Origin of the sequence: Pseudoalteromonas neustonica (genome assembly GCF_001653135.1) — a bacterium.
Taxonomy (GTDB): Bacteria; Pseudomonadota; Gammaproteobacteria; order Enterobacterales; family Alteromonadaceae; genus Pseudoalteromonas; species Pseudoalteromonas neustonica.
On record NZ_BDDS01000009.1, the window covers coordinates 47,347 to 68,778 of the forward strand.

The 21,432-nt window shown below is 39.0% G+C and carries 20 protein-coding genes; 1 reads left to right on the forward strand and 19 read right to left on the reverse strand.

The window, feature by feature from the left end:
- Positions 1–331: 331 nt before the first annotated feature.
- From A7967_RS13840 to A7967_RS13915, 16 genes are read right to left on the reverse strand one after another with little or no spacing between them, the layout of a single operon-like run.
- A complete protein-coding gene (locus A7967_RS13840; protein ID WP_064435810.1) occupies positions 332–4,075 on the reverse strand; it encodes an H-type lectin domain-containing protein in 3,744 nt (1,247 codons plus the stop codon).
- On the reverse strand, positions 4,072–4,566 hold the full coding sequence (locus A7967_RS13845) for a hypothetical protein (protein WP_054204839.1): 495 nt from the start codon (positions 4,564–4,566) through the stop codon (positions 4,072–4,074). Before A7967_RS13845 ends, A7967_RS13840 begins: the two co-directional genes overlap by 4 nt.
- On the reverse strand, positions 4,556–5,386 hold the full coding sequence (locus A7967_RS13850; RefSeq protein ID WP_054454805.1) for a PulJ/GspJ family protein: 831 nt from the start codon (positions 5,384–5,386) through the stop codon (positions 4,556–4,558). Before A7967_RS13850 ends, A7967_RS13845 begins: the two co-directional genes overlap by 11 nt.
- Positions 5,386–5,922 carry a prepilin-type N-terminal cleavage/methylation domain-containing protein gene (locus A7967_RS13855; protein ID WP_054204841.1) on the reverse strand — a complete coding sequence of 179 codons (537 nt, stop codon included), beginning with the start codon at positions 5,920–5,922 and terminating at the stop codon, positions 5,386–5,388. Before A7967_RS13855 ends, A7967_RS13850 begins: the two co-directional genes overlap by 1 nt.
- A complete protein-coding gene (locus tag A7967_RS13860) occupies positions 5,909–6,400 on the reverse strand; it encodes a type II secretion system protein (protein WP_054204842.1) in 492 nt (163 codons plus the stop codon). Before A7967_RS13860 ends, A7967_RS13855 begins: the two co-directional genes overlap by 14 nt.
- Positions 6,401–6,408: 8 nt before the next feature.
- Complete coding sequence (locus A7967_RS13865; protein ID WP_054204843.1) at positions 6,409–6,945, reverse strand: prepilin-type N-terminal cleavage/methylation domain-containing protein; 537 nt, start codon at positions 6,943–6,945, stop codon at positions 6,409–6,411.
- A 23-nt stretch (positions 6,946–6,968) separates the two neighbouring features.
- On the reverse strand, positions 6,969–7,553 hold the full coding sequence (locus tag A7967_RS13870) for a prepilin-type N-terminal cleavage/methylation domain-containing protein (protein ID WP_244507104.1): 585 nt from the start codon (positions 7,551–7,553) through the stop codon (positions 6,969–6,971).
- An 11-nt stretch (positions 7,554–7,564) separates the two neighbouring features.
- Complete coding sequence (locus A7967_RS13875) at positions 7,565–8,788, reverse strand: type II secretion system F family protein (protein ID WP_064435811.1); 1,224 nt, start codon at positions 8,786–8,788, stop codon at positions 7,565–7,567.
- Positions 8,775–10,502 (reverse strand): GspE/PulE family protein, encoded by a 1,728-nt coding sequence (locus A7967_RS13880; RefSeq protein WP_054204846.1) that lies wholly within the window; start codon positions 10,500–10,502, stop codon positions 8,775–8,777. Before A7967_RS13880 ends, A7967_RS13875 begins: the two co-directional genes overlap by 14 nt.
- On the reverse strand, positions 10,499–11,641 hold the full coding sequence (locus tag A7967_RS13885) for a tetratricopeptide repeat protein (RefSeq protein WP_054204847.1): 1,143 nt from the start codon (positions 11,639–11,641) through the stop codon (positions 10,499–10,501). The genes A7967_RS13880 and A7967_RS13885 overlap by 4 nt, the downstream gene beginning before the upstream one ends.
- The gene (locus A7967_RS13890; RefSeq protein WP_054204848.1) at positions 11,638–12,540 is read right to left on the reverse strand and encodes an ExeA family protein; all 903 of its coding nucleotides are present in this window, start codon (positions 12,538–12,540) and stop codon (positions 11,638–11,640) included. The genes A7967_RS13885 and A7967_RS13890 overlap by 4 nt, the downstream gene beginning before the upstream one ends.
- Before the next feature lie 2 nt (positions 12,541–12,542).
- Positions 12,543–14,201, reverse strand: coding sequence for a pilus (MSHA type) biogenesis protein MshL (gene mshL / locus A7967_RS13895; protein WP_054204849.1), 1,659 nt, complete (start codon positions 14,199–14,201; stop codon positions 12,543–12,545).
- Entirely contained in the window at positions 14,185–14,508 is a 324-nt protein-coding gene (locus A7967_RS23225) for a hypothetical protein (protein ID WP_064435812.1), read from the reverse strand. Before A7967_RS23225 ends, mshL begins: the two co-directional genes overlap by 17 nt.
- The gene (locus tag A7967_RS13905) at positions 14,486–15,172 is read right to left on the reverse strand and encodes a type II secretion system protein M (protein WP_054204850.1); all 687 of its coding nucleotides are present in this window, start codon (positions 15,170–15,172) and stop codon (positions 14,486–14,488) included. The genes A7967_RS23225 and A7967_RS13905 overlap by 23 nt, the downstream gene beginning before the upstream one ends.
- The gene (locus A7967_RS13910) at positions 15,169–15,771 is read right to left on the reverse strand and encodes a PilN domain-containing protein (RefSeq protein ID WP_152960621.1); all 603 of its coding nucleotides are present in this window, start codon (positions 15,769–15,771) and stop codon (positions 15,169–15,171) included. Before A7967_RS13910 ends, A7967_RS13905 begins: the two co-directional genes overlap by 4 nt.
- A 4-nt stretch (positions 15,772–15,775) precedes the next feature.
- Entirely contained in the window at positions 15,776–16,693 is a 918-nt protein-coding gene (locus A7967_RS13915; RefSeq protein ID WP_054204852.1) for a hypothetical protein, read from the reverse strand.
- Positions 16,694–16,779: 86 nt separating this feature from the next.
- Here A7967_RS13915 and A7967_RS13920 point away from each other — a divergent pair, with 86 nt between their 5' ends.
- On the forward strand, positions 16,780–17,688 hold the full coding sequence (locus A7967_RS13920) for a 1-aminocyclopropane-1-carboxylate deaminase/D-cysteine desulfhydrase (RefSeq protein ID WP_054204853.1): 909 nt from the start codon (positions 16,780–16,782) through the stop codon (positions 17,686–17,688).
- Positions 17,689–17,736: 48 nt separating this feature from the next.
- On the opposite strand, the gene A7967_RS13925 is transcribed toward A7967_RS13920, so the two are convergent.
- From A7967_RS13925 to A7967_RS13935, 3 genes are all read right to left on the reverse strand, one after another.
- Positions 17,737–19,509: an EAL domain-containing protein gene (locus tag A7967_RS13925; protein WP_157601484.1), complete on the reverse strand. Its 1,773-nt coding sequence runs from the start codon at positions 19,507–19,509 to the stop codon at positions 17,737–17,739.
- Between the two features lie 360 nt (positions 19,510–19,869).
- A complete protein-coding gene (locus A7967_RS13930; RefSeq protein ID WP_167349704.1) occupies positions 19,870–20,976 on the reverse strand; it encodes a protein kinase domain-containing protein in 1,107 nt (368 codons plus the stop codon).
- The gene (locus A7967_RS13935; RefSeq protein WP_054204856.1) at positions 20,948–21,397 is read right to left on the reverse strand and encodes a hypothetical protein; all 450 of its coding nucleotides are present in this window, start codon (positions 21,395–21,397) and stop codon (positions 20,948–20,950) included. Before A7967_RS13935 ends, A7967_RS13930 begins: the two co-directional genes overlap by 29 nt.
- Between the last annotated feature and the right edge of the window lie 35 nt (positions 21,398–21,432).

Sequence of the window (21,432 nt, forward strand, 5' to 3'; positions counted from 1 at the left end):
ATTTATTTTTTATAATTAAACTCTTATGCTATGTACTTGCAAGGCAAAACACAAGCTTTGTTCAAAAATTATCTGAGTTTATACCTAATTAGCCTCAAGATGCGAGCTTCAGTTGGAATTAAAAGTGATTTAAACAAGGCATTGATTGCAAATAATGGCTATTCCCTTATTAAAATTAGTCTCTCATAACAGTAACGCAGTATAAATCTGCTTTTAAGCTTCTCTATAGGATGCTTCACAGGCGTTGCCATTTTTGTAAAATCACACCTTGATAGCCATCCCCTGTGAAACACTGAATTCTGTATCTTGAGATTGACTGGACATACTACTATTATCGGACTTCACGCCAGTAAATAACTCTGTCATTTCCTCTAAAACTGCCAAATTGAAGTATTCCTCTAGGATTTAATTGGCTAGCATCAGCTTGCCAATCCCACTCAAGCCAATTTTCAGTATCGTATTCAATTATAAAAATACCAATACCCTGAGGTTGCGCATAAATTCCGTTAGTATTTGGGTAACTACCATTTTCAAAGACACCACTATTGCCTGTACTGTAAACATAATTAAGAACAGGTAATGCCGGTGAAATTTGACTTATTTCAGGGTGCGTAAATACACTGCAGTTATCATTGGCATTACGAACAAACTCAGTACCATTATAATATTGCATCTCCATTGGTACGAGTAAATCATCTAAGTCAGAACCTGCATTATTCCCCAAATCCAGACGCCCAAACCGAAAACTAATTGGTGCACTATTAAGTCTAACGCTATCGCAATTTGCCACACAGCTCCCCGCAATTATTGGGTTATCGTTAGCACCCATTAAAGCAGCCCCCTCAAGCCCTGTTAGTGTTGCCATAAGGTTTACACTTTCGAAAGGCCCATCTGGGTCATTAAATTCTTGGCGTGCCAAAATGGTGTCGAGGTCGTTTAATTGCCATTGTCCAGCGTCTGCAGGTGTACTCCCCCATGCTGGTGAGTCTATGTTCTGCAGCCTTGGTGTTAAATCAAGTGCGGATACATAATTACCGGCCTCACTGTTTTCAGCATTAACTACGATATTTGAGTTAATAAACCCACCCACATAATTTTTCATTGTTTGATTTTTATGATTTTGAGCGAGTACTGTAAACCCAAGTGAAAATGGCTCACTTAAGTAGGTTTGATTACTGCCATAACGTGTACATTGAGCAGCGGCTTGAATACCTTGTAATACATATTGAGATGGAGCAAAACGGCCAACATTGGTGATCTCACCTCGCACATCTCCAGCACCTAAGTAATCGCCATCTTGCAAGCCCACAGCTAAATCAATAATCCCGACTTGATCATAATTATATTGTGATAGGGATTCACTTAAGCTACCCGAATCAGTAAACGCGGATAGTGTATCTACGTCTAGATTACCTAATACTCCGCCCGAAGGTAATAAGGTGGAAGGTGTCACATTGGGTGACTCACCAATAAAGTGTTTAGCGATTGCATTGCTGTTTATTACTGAATAATCATCTGGGTAACCATCATTGTTGTTATCTTGTCCAACAAGCCATTGTACCGCATTCATTTTCAATGAAAATGGCTCACCAGTGAGCTTTAATAAACTGCCGTTTGCATCACTTGCAAATGCATTATTGCCGTCATTAGGAAAGTTTATAGCAAGGCCAAATGGCTTAACAACAAATTCATTTGAACTCCCCGCTAAGCTTACTGATAGATTGGTTGCAGGATCCAGTATCAAGTTTAACCTAGTATTTAAGCTTACCTGTCCTGCATCAGGGTAATTAATGGTAATCTCAGCTTTGGATTCACTACTAAACTTTAGTGGTACCGCTTGATAGCTTTGCCCAATTGCATGCGTATTACCGTTATTCACAAGCGCCAACTCATCACTACAAACAGACCCCGAACTACAGCTATAAGCCAAATCAATTGCAACTTCTCCATCGGTAGGAAAAGCAGCTTCGCAGACTCCTGTTGTTGTGTTGGTTTTAACAGCCTGTATCGCTAACTGTTTAGCATTAAAGCCTGTATCAGAAGGTTTTCCTGATAACTGAGTAGGTATTAAGGTGTTATTGTCACTGTCATTTCTAAAAATAAACCCTGCATCAGAGAACGTGACTTTACATCCACCAAGGCCAACATTAATACCCCCAATATAACAACGTAACGGCGCTGATGGATCAGCTAAGTTATAACCAAATTGCACTTGACCAGCCGTACGCTTAGCAAAGCGTATATCTGTCATGCTTGTAAATGTTATGTTCTCCCCTGTAACCCAGCTTTGTGACCCGCTAGTACTTGGCGAAAGATCGAGTGTAGACTCTTCAGCATAAAGCACATCACATGCATCATTCGCACATGCTGTAAGCGTCATTTCTTTAGCCTGACACGTTAAACCCTTGTTATCACTCATGGATATGCGGTAATGATCTAATAATACTGGTGGTGTAATTCCACAAAAACCGGGGATATTATTCGGTACTGGTGTTCCCGTAAATGAAGAGCTTTGCTCTGCTATAATCTCAGTGCCAGAGGTAATCATACCCGTATACTGTACTTCTTGCGCAATACGCACCTCTCCCGTTGCGACTAAAAATGCGTTAAAGTCAACACTCGCTCCAATCGATACAGCACCATCAATGTAGATAGCCAAATACGCACCATCTTCAATAACTATATTCGTATTAGCGACCGTTAAAAAAGCGGTTGATAATATTGAGTCTGAATTTTGCACAAATATTCGGGTGGGCTTTGTTACTCTGTATTCAGGTTCGACCATCGTTATTTGCAATTCATCAAAAAAGTAATCACCCGCTAAGCTCGTTGGTATGGCACTTCCAGATGAGCCATCATTTGCTATTGTAGGCACCCGTGAAGCTTGCCCTGCGGTCAGCGAATTTTCTCCCTTTGCAGCACAAGGCTGACCATTGCATAAAGGAATATTAGTAATCGCAGTTGAAATGTAATTCATTGTTGTTAAAACATTCGCATTGTTGTCTGTAACCGTAACGCCTTGAACAAGTTGAATCTGTCCATTATTGTATGTAGCAATAGCCCCTGGAAAGAGCGTATCACAACTCAAAATGTCCCCGTTGGATACAAACGTACTCGTCATGGCTAAAATAGATGCCTCTTCATTTGGGTGATTACGCTCCCTATCGCCATCTCTATCTTCATCAACCACTATACCCAGCCGAGTTCGTGTTAAATTACAACTACGTAACCACCCCCCATCTTCACCAACCCGACTATTCTTACTTGCGACAACTAAAGGGGCTACGTCAAAGTCATTATTAAAGTAAAAGTAATTACAACCATCACTCCAACCATCCACTTTATACCCAGTGAAAAAACTCTCCCATAACACTTCGACTTGATTATCATCCACAAAAGTACGGTTACTTCCTGGCTCCACAACAAGGTAGGCAATTGTCTCGCTTTTGATTAAGCCACTACTTGTCTCTGATGCTTCAAGCGCTATATTTACTCCCACTGATGTTAATGAATTAGTTTCAACAGCCACGGTTAAAAATGGTCTTAACGCATCTCTCGGAGGAGTTGTTTCCAAGCTATTGATTGTTTGTAGTGAATGAAAAAAATTTGGCCGTGTAGTAAATGGCATCGAGAAGGTAACGCCTTTATAGCTCTTCGGCAAAACATAATTAGATTGAGGCCCATATTGAATTTCAAGCAATATATCTGTACTACCAACTTCCATGATTGTGCCATCAGGGAATTCATGTACGCCATATTCAACCGCTAAATAATGCGCCCCCATGGTAATATGCTCACCATCTTCTCCTGTAGGTTCAAGTGGTAGAGCTTCAAAGCCAGTTGTAGTCACATTGCGTATGCGTACTATTGCAGGGTTACCGCCTTGATTGGTCGAAAGCATAAACACCGCAGGCGGAACATCATATTCTTGTTGAAAATTTATTTTGGTCCAAATAGGTGAAACATACGTGTCTTGCAGTTCAATAAAGCGGCCTTCTATTTTTGGCGTTGCGGCTACACACACACAACTACAGCATAGCAATCCTAATAGTATTAATGTACGGTAAATCATCATGGTAAGGTCTTCGCTTCAACGCTCAATGTACGTTGTGTTTGCCAATAATCTTTTCGACAAGCCTCACCAATGGCGCATGCAATAGGGGCGCAAATAGCCGTACTTTGCAGATAAAAAATACTAACAGTACCAGCACTATTACTACTATCTGGCACAGCCAAGTATTGCTTGCAACTGAGTGTAACCACACAGTTTTCAAGATAAGTTACTTGCAAAGCTAGCGTCGTTGATACTGCCGCGCAATTCTGTGCAGGGTTATTTAACGGGAAAAGCTCTGTTAAAGCATTTTCTAACCCACTTTGGGCAGCCATATAAGCACGAGCGCCATAATACTCAATAATATTTTGTTGTGCTGATGCAGAAAGTATTTTCACTAGCGCTAAGCCCAACATCAAAAATACAACAATAATCACCAGTGTAACAACGAGTAAATTACCTTTTTGACGAGCGGCATTTTGACTTGCTTGATTCCTATTATTTTTAAGGTACATTGGGTATATGCACCTCATGATTAAACATCATTGCTTCACTATCATTAAACGTCATAATTGCATGAATATTTAATACAGAATTACGTGTTAACGCTGCATCATCTAAATTGAAAAACTCATTGCTAACTAAGTTGTTGCTTATATGAAGCGCAAGTAAATCTCGTTTTACCCCACTGCTTGCCTGTAGCTGTACTGCATTTAATTGGTTTACATTAAAACCATAATCTTGGTATCGATATAAGGCATTACCTTCAACACAAAAGCTCACAGGCTCAGCCAGTAAATAGATACGCTTTGATGACGACTCTTGCATAAATGCTTGGCTAAATTGCCATTGATCCAGCTCGCTCGTTGTTGAGCTTACAAACCCTGTTACTTGTAATCGTTTATTGTTTGCTACATCGTATAAATCACTGTGGTGTAATGGGTATACAGTGGCCCAATTTCCAATTGTTGGCTGTGCTAAATTATTTAATTCGAAGTCTACCGCTGTAACATTAAAAGGGGCTGACGTTGGTAGGTAGCCGGTATAATGAGTCGCTGATTGGAAAGGAATAAACTCAAGACACTGATCAAATGTGCACCCTCCTTCACACTGTAACCGAAGAGAGTTTGGTGTGGCGTGCCGTAGCTCTTTAGCTAAGCGTGTTAGCATAAATCGTGCTTGTGCAACGGCTTCTTGACGCTCAACACCTTGGCTGTAGATATTTACCCCCGCATTAATATAAGCAACCGAAGTAACCCCTAATATCCCCACAATCACCATGACTATTAATAACTCTATAAGGGTAAACCCGCATTGTTTTATAAAGCTAAACATCAGTAATTACCTTTATAAGCACTAAACCCATATTGCTCTCCATTTGGAGCACTAACAATAAGTGTGATGAGCTTTAATGTTGTTCCATCATTTACGGTTGTACTATTACGGTCACTGTCATAAACCACAGTAACGGCAACACTAAAATCTTGATACTGCGTTAACTGCTCACCTAAGCTATTTGTTATAGGCTGAGCATTGAGTGCTAAATAATCATCCACATCATCATACGTAGTCCGGGTTTCTCCGCTATCGGCACCTAAATCGGCTACAACGGTGCAATTTGGTGCAGCCAAACCACTCTCTGAGCATCGTCTAAACGGCGGCGCACGTTCACTATGCTCATCAAATGCCTTACTTTGGATCTCATTCATTAATGATTGACCCAATTCATTAGCACGTAACTGTAAAATAGGATCCGCACTTTGACGCGCCTGCGGCGCAATTAAACCGGTAATAATTGTCAGGGCTATCGCAAAAATAACAATGCTAATGATTAGCTCAATAAGGGTAAAACCCGTATTAAGGGCACGCATAAATCAGCCCCTCACCACTAATACATACACCAGCTAACCCTACATCTATTCGACATGTATTGTTGCAATTTCGATCACTTCGCCCCAATGGGTCAAAATTAATTTCAGTAAATAGCGATCCTTGACCATCTAACGCAGTAAATACTATTTCGCTACGTTGCGTGTCTATCTTCACTACCAAATCGTCTTGGTTGTTAGGATCCGCTCCTCCATTGCATGTATCTGTTGTTGGCCCAGCAATTAACACTGCGCTTATGTATAACTTATGGCAACTCGCTATTGCACTGTTTTGCATCGCTCGTAATTGAGTTGTGCGTAGTGCGGCCAATACGCGATCACGATATGAATAGGCGTCTTCGGTTGAACTACCTAAGAATTTGGGCCCTGCCGTTACCGACAGGATACCCAAAATAACCAAAGTAATTATCAGTTCAACTAAAGTAAAGCCACGCAATCGTTGCTTAGTCGAGCTTCCCATCTATATGATTAACATCCTGTAAGTATAATTGTTAATACTGGCGCCACAACTTTGACTGGCGGGGTACCATCGTTAGAGTCTTTAGCTTGTGTATATTCAATACGACAATCATCTGTGCTTACATAGCTGTTAGGAAAAATAATTGCAGTTCCAGTAGCGGCTTTAGTCGTGTCGTCTAAGTTAAAGTCACCCGCATCACCAGTTGCAAAGTCAACATCTAAGAAAGCTTCAAATGCAGCAGTACTCGCAGCAGGATAACCATAAATAGTATCAACTGCAGCGCCTGTATCAACCGTTACTGTTGCGGTTGGTTTTTTATGATCACTTGAGATTATTGATTTACCATTAACGATGTTCATACCGCTGCGAATAGAGCCCTGCAAACCTTCAAGTGTTGATGCATTTGCATCGCCTTGTAAGTTCAAAAAGCGCGGAGCAGCCGTTACCGCAAGTATGCCAAGGATCACGATCACAATGATCAATTCTACTAGGGTAAAACCTGCTTGGTTGTTCATTTCATTGCTATTCATTGATTGCGTTTTCATAAGTAAGCCTCTTTTGTTATTACTTAAGATTTAAAAATTTGCACTTTGCCTATTTTAGGAAAGTACGAAAACCCTTTGGTATCAATTAATTGCTTACCATTCTTAGGGATATTTTCAGCATCTAAAGAATGACTAAGATAGTAGATACACTGCAACGCATCTGCGTCGTACCTTACTAAAAAACGTACATCTTTAACCTCTGACACTGTACTACTTAGGGTATTGCTTGGCGCATCTTGTAAAATCACATTCAGCACCTGTTGGCATCTTGCACTACTCATTGCTAATGCCCGTGTGTCTTTTTGCTCTGTTTCATCACTGGTAGGAGTACCTGTTTCACCATCAACTCCTACAACCACACCTCCATAATTAATATAAGTAACAAACCGTGAAGCAGCGCTACCTTTAGGTCGTGCTTCTAATTCCCATTGCCCTCTGACAAACCCGACTGCGCTGGCAAAACCACCCGCTACAGCATCAATGTTTGCACTATGAGCCTGCTCTTTAACATTCATAAATTGTGGTACAGCTACACTCATAACTACGGCCAACAAAATCACAACTAAAACCATTTCAAACAGTGAAAAACCATTATTGTGTTGCGCCATATTGAGCATTATCACCCCCCCTTTATTGCTGAAATCATATTCCACATCGGCATAAATATACCCAACGCTAAAATAAGGACCATAATGGCAACAAATACAGTTAAAATAGGTTCTATCTTCGCAGTTAAACTACGTAAATCGTAATCAACTTCTCGCTCATAATAATCAGCAGCCTCTTGTAGCATTTCATCAACACGGCCTGTTTCTTCACCCACTGCAACCATTTGTAATACCAGCTGCGAAAACAGCTCACTACTACGCGAAGCTCGCAATAAGCTATCGCCCTTTTCTATTTCCTGACGAATAGATAAAATAGCTTTTTCCATGTAACTATTATCAACGGCTTGTGCTGTAAGCGATAAGCCTGTAGTCATCGGTACACCTGAGCGCAGTACCATAGCCAAGCTTTGGCTATAACGAGCAAGAAGTGAGCGATGAATAATATGGCCTACAAAAGGGATTTTTAACTTGTAGTGATCCCAGTTATACAAACCTTGTTCAGTCGCTAAGTAGCGCTTCCAGAAAAAAATAGTCATTGCAATTATCAATAATAGTAACCACCAGTAGTTAACAAAAAAGTGGCTGGTTCCTATTAATATCTGCGTCATCAAAGGCAACTCAGCATTAAATCGAGCAAACATAGTGGCAAATGTGGGGATTACAAAAATGTTTAAAATCACCATGGCTATCACTAAAGCTGCGATAACAAAAATAGGGTAACGCATCGCTGTTTTAATACGTTTTCGTGTGTCTTGTTCTTTTTCAAAATAATTAGCAAGTTGTAAAAAAGCATCTTCTAAACGCCCTGAACCTTCGCCCACCAACACCATCGAAATAGTCAAACGACTAAACACTTTATTATGCATGCTCATTGCACTAGATAAATCTCGACCTTGCTCTAACTGCTTAATAACCTCAGTTAAAACCGCTTTAAACTCTTTATTTTGTGTAGTATCTGCTAACCCAACAATGGCACGAATTATAGGTATGCCTGCTTTGAGTAATGAATACATTTGCCGAGAAAACATAATCATGTCGTCAAGGCCTACTTTTTGTTTAAATAGTTGTAAACCTGGAAATTGAATATCATTTTCACGCTCGATCAGTGTGATCGTTATTGGTATAAATTGACGACGCATTAAGTTATCAGCTACGCCGGCTTGATTGACCGCTTCAAGCTTGCCTTTTACTAATGTTCCTTTATGATCTTTAGCTTGGTAGCTATAAAGTTGCATCGTCATCTCCTATTATCTCAGGGATATATTCAGCAACTTTAAACACTTCATCCAATGTGGTTAGGCCCTGTTTTGCATACTCTAGTGCCATGCTTGATAAAGGTGTGAATTGAGCGCTATTTTTAGCCGCGTCAGAAAAACCTTGCGTATCATCTTGGCGTAATGCATCCATCATGGCGTCATCCATTTCCAGTAGCTCAAACACCCCAACACGACCTTTATAGCCCGTATGGTTACACGCAGTACATCCTTTCCCACACCAAAACTGACTATTAGCAACATCAACTTTCAAATACTTTAACCAACTCGTTTCTTGATGATCAGGGTGGTATTGCGTTTTGCAGTTTTCACATACTCGCCTTACTAGCCGTTGAGCTATAATGGCACGTAATGAGCTGGCAACCAGATAGGCTGGCGCGCCCATATCAATTAAACGCATTGCACTGGTGATCGCATCATTGGTATGTAGCGTTGATAAGACTAAGTGCCCTGTTAATGCACCTCTTAAGCCAATTTCTACGGTTTCCTGATCTCGCATTTCACCAACCATCAAAATATCAGGATCTTGGCGTAATGCAGTGCGTAGAATACTGGCAAAACTGAGCCCTATTTTGTTTTTTATTTGCACCTGATTAATACGGCCAATTCGATACTCAACAGGATCTTCAACTGTAATAATTTTCTTTTCAGGCTGATTAAGCTCACTTAGCGCCCCATAAAGAGTGGTCGTTTTCCCGGACCCTGTCGGCCCTGTAACTAAAATCATCCCATGGGGGCGCTTTAAAATACTGCGCAAGCGTTTCAAAATATGCGTCGGCATACCTGTTTCATCTAAAGTTAGTAATCCAGCTGATTGATCAAGTAACCGCATAACTACCGATTCACCATACTGCACCGGCATCGTGGATAACCTCACATCAATACTATGTGTATGAACTTTAATATTAAATCGGCCATCTTGTGGTAGACGTTTTTCTGATATATCTAAGCCAGACATCAACTTAAGACGTAATACTAATGCAGAGGCAATTTTCACCTGATGTAATATGTGCTCTTGTAATACACCGTCAACACGCTGGCGAATACGCAACATACTTTCATCTGGCTCGATATGGATATCCGATGCCCTTACTTGTACTGCATCTTCAAAAATAGACTGTAGTAATTTAACAACAGTTGCATCTGAAGAATCATCACCGAGAGAGTTTAAGTCAAATTCTTCAACATCCTCGTACTCTTCATGTAACTGTTCCGCAAAGCTGGTTATCTCTTCCGTACGACGATAGACATTATCGAATGCAACCATAATTTGGCTTTCTTGCACTACCGCCAAATCAATTCTTTTTGGTGCAAATATTGGCCCTAGTTGATCTAACCCTCTTAAATCAGCCGGATCACTCATACCTATAAGTACTGAGTCGCCATTATCTTCAATTACAAGTGCACGGTAACGCCTAGCCATAACCTCTGATAGCAACTTAGACACTTCTGGGGATATTTTGCGTTGTGAAATATCTAAAAATGGCACTTTAAGTTGCTGGGCTAAAAATCGTAGTAACTGAGGTTCACTAATAAACTCAAGTGCGATTAACGTTGCACCGAGTTTACGCCCCGTTGCAGCTTGCGCATTAAGAGCCTCACTTAGTTGCGCTTCTGTGATCATCTGCTCATCAACTAAAAGATCCCCCAAACGCATTCTTAAACTAGGTCTCATGATACCTCCTTGATCGCTAACAAGCGTTGCTCTGCATGGCTTTGTATTACCGGACTCAACCCTCCCATTTTAAGAGCTGTTTGATAATAACGCTTTGCGTTTTGGTAATCCCCAAGCGCATCTTTAGAGGTTGCCAGTGCTAACCACCACTTACTTTCTTGCGGCTGTAATCGAGTTAGTTTTTCAAAACATCGCAATGCAACATCATGTTCCTCTAGTTGCTGCGCAGCAGTGCCTTTTAAAGTCCAAAATTGATTATCTGCTTGCGGTTCAAACTCATCGCCAAGAAGCTGTAAAACCATACTGTACTGACGTCGAGTAATGTAAATTTTGCTGAGCAATACGCGCCAGTGCAACACGTTAGGATCATACCCTATGCCTTCTTCTAGAATACTCTGCGCAGCAAGAATGTCCTGCTGTAAAAAGTAACTTGCCGCCAATAAATTACGCGCTTCAATATGCTCAGGGTCACGCTGCAAAATAAGTACCAGATCATCCGTAGCCTCTTGTTGTAAACCAAACTCTAGCGCATTTCTGGCTTGTGCCAACAAGGCTGAATTTTGCTGATCCATGGTCGTTATTACTGAAGCCTTTTTGATGCTAAAGGTATCTTCAGAGCTATTAATCATCGGTTTACTGATTGCAGCATTCACTATTTCAGGTGCACTGCTTTTCAATACTACGGCTGCAACAGGCCCCCCTGACTCACTATTACTTTCCATCATTGGCTGTTGGTTTATTGCTGGCTTTTGAAAACGTGTAACCTGATTAGCCCCACTATCATTAACTAATGCTTTTTCCTCTACATAAGATGCCGAATTCATAAGCTTATTTTTACCAGCGGTGACTAACGTGTTAGGTTTATCTAATACCTCACTCTTAATTAATGGATCGATAGCTACTTTGGTTGCTGATCTCTCTACAATTGAATCTACACGCTTAATTTTTTTATCAGCCGTTGGTAGATAAATATAAGCCAATACAATTGCTGTGATTGCGATTAAAACGACCCCACACTTCAGTGCAATTGTTTGGTAATCATAAATGGGGGCAACGACAATACTTTTTTGCGCAAACGGCAGTGTTGCACCACTTTCACGCTGCTCTATGCTTTTAAGCATCGAATTAATTACACTCATAGCCACTGCCTCCAAAACCAAATACCTGCAATCACTAACATACTGCAGCTGGCAACTATGTAACTCCAATAATTTATTAAGTGCGTATTTTGGCAATCTTCAGTGTCTTTTACCGCACTGTAAATGTGCAGCATCTTTATTTCATTCACCCCTTCACCGTAGGCTTGCAACAGTACTTTATGGCAAAGCACATTAACCAAACGCGGGACCCCACGGCTAGCTTTTGCTATGCGTAACCCTAACTGCTGCGTAAATAGTTGTGGCCCATTAAAACCTGCAACTTGTAGCCTATGATTTATGTAATACACAACTTCAGCAGGTGTCATTGCACGTAATTGATAGGAAAAACCAATCCGTTGACGCAACTGACGAACACGGCTATTCGCTAGTTTTTCATCCAATTCAGGTTGCCCAAATAGTACAACCTGAATTAGCTTCTCACTCTCGGTTTCTAAATTAGTAAATAAACGTAATGCTTCTAGCGTATCCCAGCTCAAGCACTGTGCTTCGTCGATCAGTAACACCACTTTTTTCCCGGCCTGTTGCAGACTTAATAAATGATGATTAATTAATTGGCTTAGGGCTTGCTGATCGAGCTCTTTATTTAGATCCATCCCTAACTCAACAGCTAATGCCCAGCGTAGTTCATCAGGGTTTAAGTAAGAGTTTGGTAAATAGGCTACCGTAAAATCTTGCTCTATTTGATTTAACAATTTACGACATAAAAGCGTTTTCCCAGTGCCAACTTCGCCCGTCACTTTAATAAACCCCTCCCCCATTTCTAGCGCCGTAAGCAACACTTGCATCGCTTCATTATGCGGTGCCAGAGCACAGAAGAACTCGGTATTTGGGGTTAAGGTGAAAGGCATTTCACTTAGATTGAAAAAGCTCAAATACATGATTAATTCTCATACCAAGTATTAAGTAATTGGCGACTGCGAGCTTGTTGCTTCTTCCACGTATCAGGCATTACAACAGTTGGCTTTAATAAAATAACTAGCTCTTTCTTCTCTTGACGCTTACGCACACTTCTAAAAAGATTACCAAATAATGGTATGTCGCCTAGTAGCGGTGTTTTTGATTCTTCATCCGTTGTGATCGTTTGCATTAAACCACCGATCACCACAATTTCACCACTTTGAGCACGGATCACCGTATCAGATTCACGAATATTACTTTGCGCCAGCGGTAGGATAAATTCGTCATTATTCAAAGTAATTACTTTTTGCTGTTCCTCTGTTTGTGTTACAGACGGATGAACATGTAAAATGACTGAGCCGTATTTATCAATCTGCGGTGTAACATCTAATGCAATCCCTGAGAAAAATGGTGTTAAATCAATTTCTGGTGTTGTTGTTGTTGCATTACCTGTAACCGTCGTACTTGAAACATTAGTAACAAAGTACTCATCCTGACCGACTTTAATTACTGCTTTTTGATTATTAGTTGCTGTTACCCTTGGGTTTGATAGCATTTGTACATCGCCTTGGGTTTCTAATAAGCTAATCACACCTGTAAAATCAGCGTTATTGATAACTAAATTTGAAACACCACCAAGCGTGGCTGAAATGCTGTTACTAATTTGCCCTGCGGCCGTTGTTGCAAATGACAAACTCGTACTACCTATAGAGCTTGCAATTTCATTCCAATTAACCCCCTGTTGATATTCATCTTTCAAAGTCACTTCGACAATCTTCGCTTCTAAAATAACTTGTCGTTGCAAGTTTTCTTGGCTTTGGCGTAAAAAATCTTTCAATTGCATAATTTCACTTGGCAAGGCATTTACAGTCACTAAACTTGCCTGAGGGCTGGCAATAACATAACGCCCCTCTCCAGTACCAACCAGTGTTTTTAAAGCGATCTCTAAGTCTTTCCAAAAATCATTTTGATTTGTGGTTTGTATACGAGAGCCATTCAATTCAATATTCTGATTATTGCTGGATTGGCCATTTTGCTGGTCACTATCACTTGAGTTGTTACTTGATCTTGAGCTATTATTTCCCGCCATTTGACTCACACCACCAGCAACAACACTGACTGTAGATTGGCCACTTCGCTTCATCATTAAATAATTAACCGGAATAGTTTCGGTGCGCATTTTTGCGGGAAGTACCTGTACAATTCGCCCTTCGTTAATAATATCAAGCGGATACATTCGTTTAATAACGGTAATAACCTCATCAAATGTTACGCTTTTTAAGGTTAAGCTAATTGTTCCACTTACCTCTGGGTGTACTGCAACACTGTAAGGTGTATCGTCCGTAAGACCTGCAAAAAAGGCTCGTATATCAACATTATTAGCAGATACTTCAAAACGCTTCACCGAAAGCTCGTTATTTAAACTCTGCTGAGGGCCCACTGAAGATAATAGGCTTTGAGCTAGCTCCTCAGGTACATTTAACGGTGCAACTGTAGGCGTCTTATTTGGAAGTGCTTTTAACTCTTGCTCGATATGAGGCTTGATCCCTTTACCTGGTGAAAAGCTGTGACAACCATTTAAAATAATAGGTAACAGCAATAAAACAGCCAACTTGTGGGGAAAATTAATTTTTAATGTCATAGTCATATAAATCTAATTTTATTTGCTTGTTATCATTCGCTAGTACGACTCTTTTAGAGTTTATTGCTAGCACTTTGTAGCCATCTATCTGATCGCCAATGGCATATAATTGCCCAGAAATAATTGCTTTATACCCTTGCTGTTTCTTTATTATTGACTGCAATATCAAATTTCCAGTCAACACATTCCCGCTTCCCTTTGTTGTAATGGTTTGCGGTCTAGTCGGATCTTTTAAAGTTTGTGCAACCGCAGCTACACTGGCGCATATTGATATCAGCCATAAACTACAGTGAAAGAAATTTTTCATTCGCGCTTACCGTTGCTAACTGTATGGTTAATTGAGCATTTGGATATGCTGTCACTTGATAATTAAACTCTTGGATCAACAACTTTTCTTGGTTTTTTTTAAGTGATTCAAGATAGTTTTGCAGACCAAAGTACTCGCCCTCTAACGTCAAAATCATTTGATGTTCAAAAAATAAAACTTGCGCGTCTTGCTCACCTAGCTTTGCAACATCAACCCCTTTTGCTGGTAGCACTTTAAAGCTCAATACTTTGACATTCGGATGACTTTTTAATAATCCTCTTAACATGTCAGGCACACTCTCAGCAGCTACAAAGCCTTGGCTAAACGCACTCAACCTCTCATCAGTATCGATTAATGCTTGTTCTGCATTGATTATTTGTTGACGAAGCGCTTTTGTATAGTCGGTATTTAACGCCTCCTCTAACATTGCAAACTGAACTTGAGACTGCTGTAACTCAACCTTAATGGCCTTTAACGAGTCTTGCTGTAATTTTGCCGACTCTTGCTGTGGAAGCACTAAAAACCAACAACCTAAATAAATAATCAAAAATAAACCAACAGCTAATACGGCATATTTTTCGCGTAACTGTAGTGCTTCAAATCGTGTTTGATATTTCACCCATAAAGGCCAACTACGTAGACTTTTTTTACTATTCGTCTTCATAGCGAATTCCCTTTAACAACTAACTCAGATGAAACATTAAATTCATTAATGCCATCCTCTTTTTTATTAAACTCCAATACTGAGAATTCTTTCCCTGCAAAGTAAGGTGATTGCTTTAAATTACTTAGCCAAATAGGTAGTTGACTTGATTCGGAGGTTTGCCCTTTGAGGGTAATTTTTTTCCCTGCAAATATCAGTTCAGTTAACCAAATGCTCGGCTCATGGTGACGCGCTAAATCAATCATTATTCGGCTATAATCAGTGCCCGATAATTCGTTAACTACTTTTAAATAACTGAATATTTGCTGCTTATGAGCTATTTCTTGCTCGATTAACTTTAACTTTGTAACTAACCGGTCTTTATTTTGTTTTTCTGCCAGCTTAATTTTTATTGCCTCAAGCTCTACATACAGACTATCTAATCGTTGCTGGCTTCCATCTTTTTCAGTTTTATTATGTTGTGTTTGTAATGTGAAGCCTCCCCAACTAGCTGTCACTATAAAAGCAACAATAGTCCATATAACTAAAACACCTTGGAGTGGCATCAAGTCACGACGCTTTCTTAATGATTTATGATAAAAATTAATCCTATTCTTCACCTGATTAATCCTTATTAGTCATCAATAGAGCCGCACCTAAAGCATAATAGAACTGCTTTTCAACACCTTTAGCCATATCTGAATTAGGTTGAAAGTCGACGACTTTAGTTTGTAATAACTCAGCAAGCTCTGCACGCACCGCTAATGAAGACAAACTGTCACACTGTAATTGCACACTACGGATCGGAGGTTGTTTTAATTGCGATTCAAAGAAATCCATTGAACGCTGTATTTCTAAAGCTAATGCATCAACAACTGCACTATCTTTATCTGTAATACCAATAAAGCCATTTAAGCGCCTAACCAAAACTAACTGACCATCTCGTACAATGAGTATTCTTGGTTCAGTATCTGCGTGTTGAACCACCAACATATGTGCATCTTTGTTTTTACCAAATAAAGCAAGCAGTACCATTTCTTCAGAAGTGAGCGAACGTAATACGGCGTCTGTATCTATAAAACAATTGATAAGCGGTATTATTTGCTGCTTATCAGTTATAAACACATTCATTTTTTTACTTTGCATCGGTAAAGCAATTGGATAATCAATAAAATCGGCGACAATATTTTCTGGGGCGATATTAACTAGATCTTTACTCGTCCACGGCAGTGACTGAATAATCTCTTCATCTGTCAGGTTAGGCTTTTCCATCTGCAAGATTTGATAAAAATAATGTGGTACTACCAAATTAACAGCACATGTTTGGCGACTTACTTCGTTTGTACAGGTAGTAATCGCCGTTGTATAATCACGAAGGTCTGTCACGTATTCTGTATGTGTTTTCTCAATTTGCCACAAGCCTTGTATTTGCTTCAAACAAACTGCATTCACGGTTTTAGCATATGTAGCAACACCTATTATGCAGTTAGGATCTATCCCTTGCTGCAACCATGGAAATAATGAAAAAAGCCTTTTTTTCATATAGCTACTTAAATATTAGTACGATTTTCTAAGTATTGTATATATTTCCTAGGTCGCAAGTATTGCAAAGAAATAAAGAGGCAATAATGTTAAAACTCAGCACGATAAATGAAAACTCACCGTTAAAACAAATAGATGGAGATAACTTAAAAAAAAGAAATTTATTTTTAAGTATTAAGCGTGACGATCTGCTGCACCATTCTATAAATGGCAATAAATGGCGTAAATTAAAATATAATTTATCTGCTATGCAGGCTCAAAAGAAAAACGAATTACTTACATTTGGTGGGGCTTTCTCAAATCATATCCATGCATGCGCAGCAGCTGGGAAGCTTCTAAACTTTAAGACACGCGGAATTATTCGTGGTCCTGAACTCGATCTAAATAACCCTACATTGCAGTTTGCTCAACACTGCGGCATGCAATTACATGCAGTTACCCGCTTAGAATATAAAGAGCGTAATAACACAGATTATATTACCCAACTTCAAAAACAGTTCCCAAACGCCTACATCCTACCGGAAGGAGGAACAAACAAAGCAGCCCTTCAAGGAGGAAAAGAATTGGCACAATCCCTACCAGTGGCCGACTATATTATTTGCCCTACGGGCAGTGGCGGCACTCTAGCGGGGCTCATTGAAGGCAGTAATAAAACCACTAAAGTATTAGGTATTGCGGTGCTAAAACAAGCGGAATATTTAATAAATGAGATAAAAATACTCAGCCAAGCCGCACGAGAACAAAATAACTGGCAATTACTAACTGAGTTTCATGGTGGTGGTTATGGAAAATTCACGCCTGAACTTTGGCAGTTTTGCCAGGCGATGCAAGTGCGGTATCAGCTACCTTTAGAACCAATTTACTCAGGTAAAATGATGTATGCGCTTTGGCAATTAATAGAACAAGATTTTTTCCCCGCAGGCAGTCGAATTATTGCTATACATACTGGTGGACTTCAGGGGTTAAAGGGTTTGCGCTATCGAAAACTCATTTAAATCATTTTTCGAATTGATGTACTTTTAAGGGTGTTCTATAAGTAACACCTAACTAGATGTTACTTGATTAAATTCTTGCAGTGGTTCAGTAAAATAAAAGCCTTGCGCCGCCACTACGCCTAATTTTTTTAATGTATTGAGCTCCAATTGTGTCTCAACTCCCACTCCATATACGGGTAGATTAATACGTGTACTTTGCAAAACAATTTGACGAACAGCTTTTTGCTGTTTTAGATTACTATCTATATTATGGATCAGCTCAAAACTAAGCTTTAAGCCTTTCACTATTTTATAAGGCTCCAGTAAACCTATTTTATTACTGGTGGTCACATTATCAATTAATACAGTACCACTGATGGCTTTAATAGCGCTCAATGCAGACGTTAGTTTAGGGAGATGTTGGTAAAAATCATCTTCTAAAATCTCGAATTGAAGCTTATTCGAGCCTTTAAAGCTACGCATTTTTTTATCAAACCATAACCAAAATTGACGACTAAACCAATTAAGTGGGTGCACGTTAATACTCACCGTTAACGAGCTAGGCTCAGCTTCCAATAATTTAATTACCTGCTCAACAACCGCCTGATCCAATTGCACTATCGCTGTCTCATTCGTTAACTGTGGGATAAACTGTCGAGCAGATAGCATTCCTAAAGACTTATGTCTAATGCGTATTAAAGCCTCATGCTGTAACATTTCGCCTGTTGCCAAATCAAACAAAGGTTGAAAAAACAACATAAACTTTTTCTTCGTTATGTAATCAGGTAATGTATCCGCACCTTCAGCTAACTCGATTGAACGAGTATAATTAAATGGAATTCGTTGAATATGCTGCCACGCACTTTGTTTAGCCTGCATTAATGCAGATTTAGTTAATTGATAAACAATCGTTTGATCGGCACCATCACGGTAATTACACACACCTACTTTTACATCTTTACGGGACAAGTCACCACGGTATACCAGCGCAGCTTGGAATATTATTTGATGTAAGCGCTTCATATAATTATCAACATCTGTCTGGGAAATATTCTCTAAGGTAATAGCCAAACCGCCTGAAGGCAGAAGTTTTACTGAAATTTTAGACAGTTCTTTAAAGCCTTTTACAATAACGAGCTTAAAGTGGTTTTCTAAATCAATATTATGTGGAAATGGCTGACCACAGTAAAATAACGCAAAAAGATGATTATAATTATTCTGTATAGCATACAAGGTTGTGAGCGCGTTCTCTGGCGGAAGTTGTTTAAGCTCTTGATTACTTTTATCTATATGCGGTTCTTCAATTTTATCTTCAACAGACTTAGCTAATGTAAATGGTAAATCATCTTGAGGTGCACTCAAAACAGGCTTAAGCTTACTTTTAAATAAAACACACCACCAGCGATAACTCCATACAGCGACTCCTATTAATATTAGATTCAATAAGATAAATAAATAACTTTCAACAATCCATGAAGGCCAATGGTATAGCTTTAAGCTCACTGATTTATAACTGAACACCTCGCTTTCCTCTGCCATGAATGCAGAAAAGTGCAGTGGTGCCTCGTGTGGTTCGAGCATAAACCCATGATTTTCAGCAAGCGCTGCTATTACATCTCGTTCAGTAATAACATCTATTTTTAAATCATAAACTTGCTTTGCCAACTGCCCACCTGAGTGGTGAACTTTTTGATGTAAAACTTCCCCTAGCATAATATTAAATATGCCAAGTAACAGCGTAAAAGCAATCACATAGATGCTCAGCATACGCATTTGTGCATTCCTCGATTCAATCACTTTTATTATTTCGCTATTATTTTTAATAGCTAAAGTGTTGTTCAAGATCCTTATTAACACAAGGCTACAGCTGGATTTAAAGAAATTTCCTAGGAGATACTGTGGCAGGTTTATATTGCGGGGTTAAACCACAGTCATGTATTTGGGTTTACGCAAAGCGGAGCTCATACGGTATGACTACTTTCTAATAAAACTAAAAAAGCCGCTTATTAGCGGCTTTCTAGAGAATTTTTCAACATTCTTACTTTAACTGTGTGCTAGAACGGTAGTTCATATAAAAAATATAAAAGCGATTATTTACAGCAACTTAAATGGCATATCAAAAGTAATGTAAAGTTAACCACGTTATTACATCTTATTTCGGTAATAAATACACAATTAACTTTACACTTTTCATATAAAGAATTAGTAATAATCGTCTCTCGGATCATGATTAGGATCGAATCCTTCTCCATGTATAACCTGATTAATAAACTTTCTATCTATAAACTCTTCTTTTCTATGTACTAACCAACTAAATAAGCGAACGATGGCTTCTAATTTAGGTCTTTCTTCTCCTTTTGGAGATAAAAGATGGTTCAAAATTAACTTTAAACCTAAACTTACAGAATTTAAGTTTGTCTGGTAATTAGCAGAAAACTGCCTGTGATTTCTCAGTGAAGTAATATCACTTATTTCATTTGCATCAAAAGGAAGTTCACCAAACAGAAGCTCATATGCATATACTCCAATTCCCCATGTATCGTAATTTTCAATGTCTTTTCCTTTTTCTAAAAAATCAGGGGGCATTGAAACAAATGAAGCCAGACATCTTCGATTGTTATCCTTAAACACAGCTTCTTCGTCTAGGTTTCGTAAAATAGGGATATAAAAGCCGTGAGCGTTATCCATCCTTTGACAGTTCCCCATGTCTAAGAACTTTATTTTTGGATTATTATCTGTCGTATCCCGGTCAAATTTACACATATCAGGCTCTGATAAAAGCAAGATATTTTCTTTATGTAAATCTCTATGCGAATAGCCTGTAAGGTTGAAATAGTTTAGCGCTGAAGCTAATCGATACAGAAGAGCTACTTTTGATTCCATTGTATACTCTGAAGTATCAAGATCACTAAGTAAAACTCCCTCTTCATATTTATAGCCAAAATAACTCACCATATTAGATATTTTGTGCGTTAATGGTTCCACAATATAAGGTAATGGATAACTTTCAATTGGGCCATGGAATAGCTGCTCAACTGATAACCCTTCTCCACCTTGAACATAATTTAGTTTGTTTTTTTCAAGAACAGAATACTCAAGTTTAAACCTCTCTAGTTCAATATCATTTCTCTGAGCAATTAGAAATTTAAAGACAACTTTTTCACCTCCTTTTACATACAAACTACTTAATGCACTTCCTCCTCCAAGCGATTTTTCATAGTTATAACCGTTAATCTCTAGTAAGCCAAGTTTTCCAAGGAGCTGTCTATTACCATCCATTTCAGACCCTCTTAATTGAATATCTTTCACAATAGAGCATAACTTCTCCCTTAAAGTTACTAGGTAATTCATGTATGTCTTCTATCCTTCTATAATCCTGCTTTTGAAGCCACGTAATTATTTCATCATCATTATTGAGGTTGCTTATCTTGTCTTCAATTTCGCAAAAGTCGTGTACATTAGGACTGTAGACTAATGTATATTCATCATCTGGTATTGTAACTTCAACCGTATACCCTTGCGTACCTGTATAATCTTTGGTTTGCCCAATATAGGTACTGCAAAAAATAGTCTGGCTCCTAGCCTTTATACCAAAAGTTTTATTAAACCAATCATCAGCAACTTGATGGACGTTGGTATATGAATCTCTTGGCTTACGTGCTTTATCCAAATACCAGTTTTTGTGTATACCGTCTTCCTTGGGACTTCCTAAACCTCTATATAATTTCATTACGATTCTTTTTGATAAATAGTATAATTTTCAAA

Bases quoted from the DNA above. Each gene is read 5' to 3' on its own strand.
- A7967_RS13840 (WP_064435810.1), bottom strand. From the start codon at position 4,075: ATGATGATTTACCGTACATTAATACTATTAGGATTGCTATGCTGTAGT.
- A7967_RS13845 (WP_054204839.1), bottom strand. From the start codon at position 4,566: ATGTACCTTAAAAATAATAGGAATCAAGCAAGTCAAAATGCCGCTCGT.
- A7967_RS13850 (WP_054454805.1), bottom strand. From the start codon at position 5,386: ATGTTTAGCTTTATAAAACAATGCGGGTTTACCCTTATAGAGTTATTA.
- A7967_RS13855 (WP_054204841.1), bottom strand. From the start codon at position 5,922: ATGCGTGCCCTTAATACGGGTTTTACCCTTATTGAGCTAATCATTAGC.
- A7967_RS13860 (WP_054204842.1), bottom strand. From the start codon at position 6,400: ATGGGAAGCTCGACTAAGCAACGATTGCGTGGCTTTACTTTAGTTGAA.
- A7967_RS13865 (WP_054204843.1), bottom strand. From the start codon at position 6,945: ATGAAAACGCAATCAATGAATAGCAATGAAATGAACAACCAAGCAGGT.
- A7967_RS13870 (WP_244507104.1), bottom strand. From the start codon at position 7,553: ATGGCGCAACACAATAATGGTTTTTCACTGTTTGAAATGGTTTTAGTT.
- A7967_RS13875 (WP_064435811.1), bottom strand. From the start codon at position 8,788: ATGCAACTTTATAGCTACCAAGCTAAAGATCATAAAGGAACATTAGTA.
- A7967_RS13880 (WP_054204846.1), bottom strand. From the start codon at position 10,502: ATGAGACCTAGTTTAAGAATGCGTTTGGGGGATCTTTTAGTTGATGAG.
- A7967_RS13885 (WP_054204847.1), bottom strand. From the start codon at position 11,641: ATGAGTGTAATTAATTCGATGCTTAAAAGCATAGAGCAGCGTGAAAGT.
- A7967_RS13890 (WP_054204848.1), bottom strand. From the start codon at position 12,540: ATGTATTTGAGCTTTTTCAATCTAAGTGAAATGCCTTTCACCTTAACC.
- mshL (WP_054204849.1), bottom strand. From the start codon at position 14,201: ATGACATTAAAAATTAATTTTCCCCACAAGTTGGCTGTTTTATTGCTG.
- A7967_RS23225 (WP_064435812.1), bottom strand. From the start codon at position 14,508: ATGAAAAATTTCTTTCACTGTAGTTTATGGCTGATATCAATATGCGCC.
- A7967_RS13905 (WP_054204850.1), bottom strand. From the start codon at position 15,172: ATGAAGACGAATAGTAAAAAAAGTCTACGTAGTTGGCCTTTATGGGTG.
- A7967_RS13915 (WP_054204852.1), bottom strand. From the start codon at position 16,693: ATGAAAAAAAGGCTTTTTTCATTATTTCCATGGTTGCAGCAAGGGATA.
- A7967_RS13920 (WP_054204853.1), top strand. From the start codon at position 16,780: ATGTTAAAACTCAGCACGATAAATGAAAACTCACCGTTAAAACAAATA.
- A7967_RS13935 (WP_054204856.1), bottom strand. From the start codon at position 21,397: ATGAAATTATATAGAGGTTTAGGAAGTCCCAAGGAAGACGGTATACAC.